The organism is Pseudomonas rossensis (assembly GCF_039888995.1).
Lineage (GTDB): Bacteria > Pseudomonadota > Gammaproteobacteria > Pseudomonadales > Pseudomonadaceae > Aquipseudomonas > Aquipseudomonas rossensis.
In genome coordinates this window covers 1-4,304 of record NZ_JBBWCB010000241.1, presented here as the reverse complement: position 1 = coordinate 4,304, position 4,304 = coordinate 1, and the positions used below count along the sequence as shown (strand labels likewise).

General features: G+C 61.6%; 5 protein-coding genes. All 5 read right to left on the bottom strand.

The genetic code is table 11. The features are described from left to right. A partial coding sequence (locus WLY71_RS29850; protein ID WP_347806436.1) for an SDR family oxidoreductase occupies positions 1-538 on the bottom strand: 538 nt, incomplete at its 3' end. A 109-nt stretch (positions 539-647) separates the two neighbouring features. After that, the gene (locus WLY71_RS29845) at positions 648-1,151 is read right to left on the bottom strand and encodes a nitrous oxide reductase accessory protein NosL (RefSeq protein WP_347806435.1); all 504 of its coding nucleotides are present in this window, start codon (positions 1,149-1,151) and stop codon (positions 648-650) included. Between the two features lie 33 nt (positions 1,152-1,184). Then, positions 1,185-2,015 carry an ABC transporter permease gene (locus WLY71_RS29840; RefSeq protein ID WP_347806434.1) on the bottom strand — a complete coding sequence of 277 codons (831 nt, stop codon included), beginning with the start codon at positions 2,013-2,015 and terminating at the stop codon, positions 1,185-1,187. Then, a complete protein-coding gene (locus tag WLY71_RS29835; RefSeq protein WP_347806433.1) occupies positions 2,012-2,935 on the bottom strand; it encodes an ABC transporter ATP-binding protein in 924 nt (307 codons plus the stop codon). Before WLY71_RS29835 ends, WLY71_RS29840 begins: the two co-directional genes overlap by 4 nt. After that, positions 2,932-4,224, bottom strand: a complete 1,293-nt coding sequence (locus tag WLY71_RS29830) for a nitrous oxide reductase family maturation protein NosD (RefSeq protein WP_347806432.1) — start codon at positions 4,222-4,224, stop codon at positions 2,932-2,934. Before WLY71_RS29830 ends, WLY71_RS29835 begins: the two co-directional genes overlap by 4 nt. Positions 4,225-4,304 lie beyond the last annotated feature (80 nt).

Sequence of the window (4,304 nt, the reverse complement as noted above, 5' to 3'; positions counted from 1 at the left end):
GTCCCGGCGAGACCAGATTAATGCGCACATCAAAACTCGCGAACTCCACCGCCAGCGTGCGTGCCTGAGCCGCGAGTGCAGCCTTGCTGGCGATGCAGGCGGCCAGCCCGGGAAAGCTCGAGCCGGTCAGGAAACTCCCGACAAACACTACCGAAGCCGGGCTCGCCAATTCACCCCGCAACGCCGCCAGGGTGTTCAACGCCCCGGCACCGTTGACCGCCCACTGGCGCTGGAAGGCCTGCATATCCAGGCTGTCGGCTATTTCGGCGATACCCGCGTTGGGCACCAGATAGTCCACGGGACCCAGCGCCGCCGCGCGTTCGGCCAGTTCGCGCAGGTCTTGCTGACTCGTGACATCCCCGGCAAACCACTGCAACCGTTCCCCGTAGATCTGCTGCAACGCCGGCAATTCACCGAGGGTCCGAGACATCGCCAGCACCTTGACCCCGCGCGGTAACAGCGCGGCGCACAGTGCCAGGCCAATCCCCGAGCTGGCACCCGTGACCACCGCCAAACGGTCCTGAAACTCGGTATTCATCATTTACTCCTGGGCATCACGGATGCCAAGCACTGGGGACATAGCGAGCCCTATCTTTGAGCAGGTGAAGAAATACCGACTTGACGGCGATCAGATTTTCGCGACGACGTTAGTGTTGCTGCAGCAGCGCAGGAGTGATCTCGCTGAAGCGCAGCAAGCGACCACCCTGTTCAGCGGCAAGCTTTTCAGCAGCCCCGCGACTGGAGAAGGACGCCAGCACCACGCCCATGGCGCCTTTGAGTTGGGTGCCGACCACATAGAACGCGTCTTTGGCATCGATCAGGTGGGCGTCATCCGGCGCGTACCACGGGCTGCGGCCCATGTCGTGGACATACAGTTTTGCATCGCCATGATGATTTTCCGGCTGCAACCACCAACCGATCATTTCCGCCGTGGAGCAGAATTTCTTGACCCCGGCCCGCTCGACCACTTCGCCCTTGGGCCCGGGGAATCCGTTGATGATCATCCCGCAGACATGGCATTCATCACTGGGGTGAAAGGCTGTGGCCGCGTCGCTGTAAGTGGCTTGCGCCGGATTGTCACAGGCCGTCAGTAACAGGCACATCATCAGGCCCGCCACCGCACGCATCGTCGTCAGATAAAACGTACTCATCGTCAACTCCTCCAAAACTATCAAAGTGGAAATTCATGTCGCCCGGCGACGAAACAACAGCCAGGCCGAGCCCAATGGCACCGCCACCCACAGCGACAGGCACAGCCAGAGCATCGAGCCCGGCATCGGCAAATCACTGCCCAGCGTCAGCACACCCGTGGTGCCAGCACCGGGCTCAAAACCGGAGAGGTTGATCAGGCGATAGATGTCAGCGGGGTTGAGCAGCAGCAACCAGGGCAACACTTTGGGGTTGAACTGCCCTTCGCTGAGCACCAACAGCGCCAGCAGTGCCAGGTCGAACACCAGCACGAAGAAGAACCAGATACCCAGCGCCAACCCGGCCGCCGTGGATTTCTCGGCCGACACGCTGCTCAGCACATAGGCCAGTCCCAGAAAACCCCAGCCCAGTAACGTCGACGACGCCATGAACCGGCCAAAGGCCCAAAGCAGCAGGCTCAGTTCGACATCGTCCACCAGCACCGCGATGGCCAGCATGGCGCAGCCGAAACCGATCAGTGTCGCCAGCGCCAGGATCAACCCGTGGCCGACAAACTTGCCGAGCAGAATCTGCCCGCGACCCAACGGGTATGTCAGCAACAGCAGCAACGTGCCGCTCTCGTCCTCGCCGACGATGGCGTCATAGGCCAACAGCAACGCAATCAACGGCATCAAAAACGTCGCCAGACTGGCGAGGCTGGCGATGGTGGCCGGCACCGAGGTGAAACCCAATTGCCCGGAAGCTGCGGCACCCAGCCAGGCGATGCCGATGGCCAGCACCGCGAACAACACACTGATCGCCAGCAACCAGCGATTGCGCAAACCGTCACTGAACTCCTTGCGGGCCATGTTCCAGACAGCGTTCATACAGCCTCCCCGATCGGCGCCGCACCGGCCCGGCTCATGTAGTAGCGGTAAATATCTTCCAGAGACGGCTGATGGATTTCCACGTCGGCCGGTTCGTCTTCATTGAGCAATTGGCGCAACAGCCCGAGCTTGCTGCCATTGAGCGCGGCCACTTCAAGCCCTTCGACGCCCCAGCGCTCGGTGACGTGCCCGGCGTTGTTCCAGCGTTGCTGCAAGGGCCCGGCGTGCTTGAGGCCGTTGGCGCGAATCAGCGTCGGCAACCCGGCTTCCTCACGCAAACTGCGAAGACTGCCGAGGGCCAACAAGCGGCCCTGGGTCAGAATCGCCGCGCGGTTGATGTGCGCCTCGACACCCGGCAATACGTGGGAACAAAGAATGATGCTGGTGCCCTGGCTGCGCAGGCGATCGAGCAAGCGATAAAGGTCCTGGGTAGCGATGGGATCGAGGCCGACCGTCGGTTCGTCGAGCAGCAACAAACGCGGCTCGCCAAGCAGCGCTTGCGCCAGCCCCAGGCGTTGACGCATGCCTTTGGAGTAGGTCTTGACCCGCCGATGCGCCGCACCGGCCAGACCAACTTCCTCAAGCAGCACATTCACCTGAGCAAACGCGGCGCCTTTGAGTCGCGCGAAATGACGCAATGTCTCAACACCGCTCAGTTGCGGGTAAAACGTCACGTTTTCCGGCAGATAACCGAGCAGGCGCCGCACGTGGGGATCACTGGGCAAACGGCCGAACACCCTGACCTGCCCTTCGCTGGGCCGAAGCAGGCCAAGCACCAGTTTCATGCTGGTGGTCTTGCCCGCTCCGTTGTGCCCGAACAAACCCAGCACTTCACCTTCCGCCAGGCTGAGGTTGAGCTGATGCAGCACGGTGGCGTGCCCATAACGCTGGCTAACGCCTTCTATGTCGATGACGTTCATGCTGCGGGCTCCTGGGTCAGGGTTTGAGTGGATGACTTCATCAGCGGATGACTGTCCAGCACACCCGGCGATTTCATCACCGGAAAGGCCCGTTGCACCCAGCGCAGCAACTCGATACCGGGGCTGTTCATCAACAGCCGCACCTGCGGGTACAGCCACAGCAGACGGTCGACGTTGTCATTGGGTTCGTAGGCGATATCGCCGAGGCCGTCGTTGTTGCGGTCCCAGCCGAGGTAGTCGCTCCAGTAATTGCCCCGGCCATCCGCCGACCATTCCTGCAAGCGGGTGGCGACGTACTTGACCTGCCGCTGGTTGCCGACAAACGCGTTGTCGGCGATGCGGTTGTCCTCCGAGCCGGCGGTGAGATGGATGCCCACGGCGCTGTGCTCGAAGTGGTTGTGTTCGATGCTGTTGAACAGCGAGTTGTAGATGAACAGCGCCTTGCCCTCGGCACCGCTGATCATGCTGTCGCCGGTCGAGCCGTCGCGCACGTCAGTGACGAAGTTGTCGCGCAAGGTTGAATAGGTGATGTAGTTCATCAGGATCCCGTAGTTCTGATCCTGCTCGGAGCGATTGCCAATCACCGTGAGCTTGCGGCTTTGCATCAGGGCGTAGCCGGTGCGGGTACGGCGAGTGGTATTGCCGATCAACTGGTTATCGTTGGCGAACATGTAATGCACGCCGTAGCGCAGGTCTTCCAGGGTATTGCCTTGCAGCAGGTTGCCGTTGGAGGTGTCGATGTAGATGCCATCGCGGGTGTCGCGCACCTGGTTGCCAATGACCTGGGCGCCATGCACCGCATACAGATGAATGCCGTTGCCGCGATCCTGGGAGCGCATCGTCGGATCACCCTGAATTCGGTTGTCGATCAGGCTCACATCCTGAGTGCCGTCGACCCAGATACCGAACCCCTGGCCTTGCAGGCGATTGCCTTTAATCACTGCACCATGAGCTTTCGGCTGGATGAACAGCGCCGCGTTCATGGCGGTGAGGTCGTGCCCCCAGTCCAGGAACGTGCAGCCCTCGATCCCGACATCCGGCGCGCTGATGATCAAGCCGTTGCCCTGCCCCTCCCCCTGAAATACCGCACCCGGCTCGCAGAGAATCTGCATGGATTCATCGACGCTGAACGAGCCACGGTATTCCCCGGCCGGCAGGTGCCAGCGTTGATCGGCGTCTGCCCGCAACGGCAACGCGGTGATCGGTTGCACCGCCGCCAGCGCGCTGCCGCCCATCAACAAGAGCGCCAGCGCAAAGACCTGCACCGTGATGCACTTGATATCGGTCATTGGCCCGCTCCTGTCGTAGGACAATGGTCAGGCCTTCTCGACCAGCATACGGCCGACCATTTCCATGTGCAGCGCTTGGC

What these genes read in the sequence shown, in the direction of transcription:
- WLY71_RS29840 (WP_347806434.1), bottom strand. Translation starts at nt 2,015, where the DNA reads ATGAACGCTGTCTGGAACATGGCCCGCAAGGAGTTCAGTGACGGTTTG.
- WLY71_RS29835 (WP_347806433.1), bottom strand. Translation starts at nt 2,935, where the DNA reads ATGAACGTCATCGACATAGAAGGCGTTAGCCAGCGTTATGGGCACGCC.
- WLY71_RS29845 (WP_347806435.1), bottom strand. Translation starts at nt 1,151, where the DNA reads ATGAGTACGTTTTATCTGACGACGATGCGTGCGGTGGCGGGCCTGATG.
- WLY71_RS29830 (WP_347806432.1), bottom strand. Translation starts at nt 4,224, where the DNA reads ATGACCGATATCAAGTGCATCACGGTGCAGGTCTTTGCGCTGGCGCTC.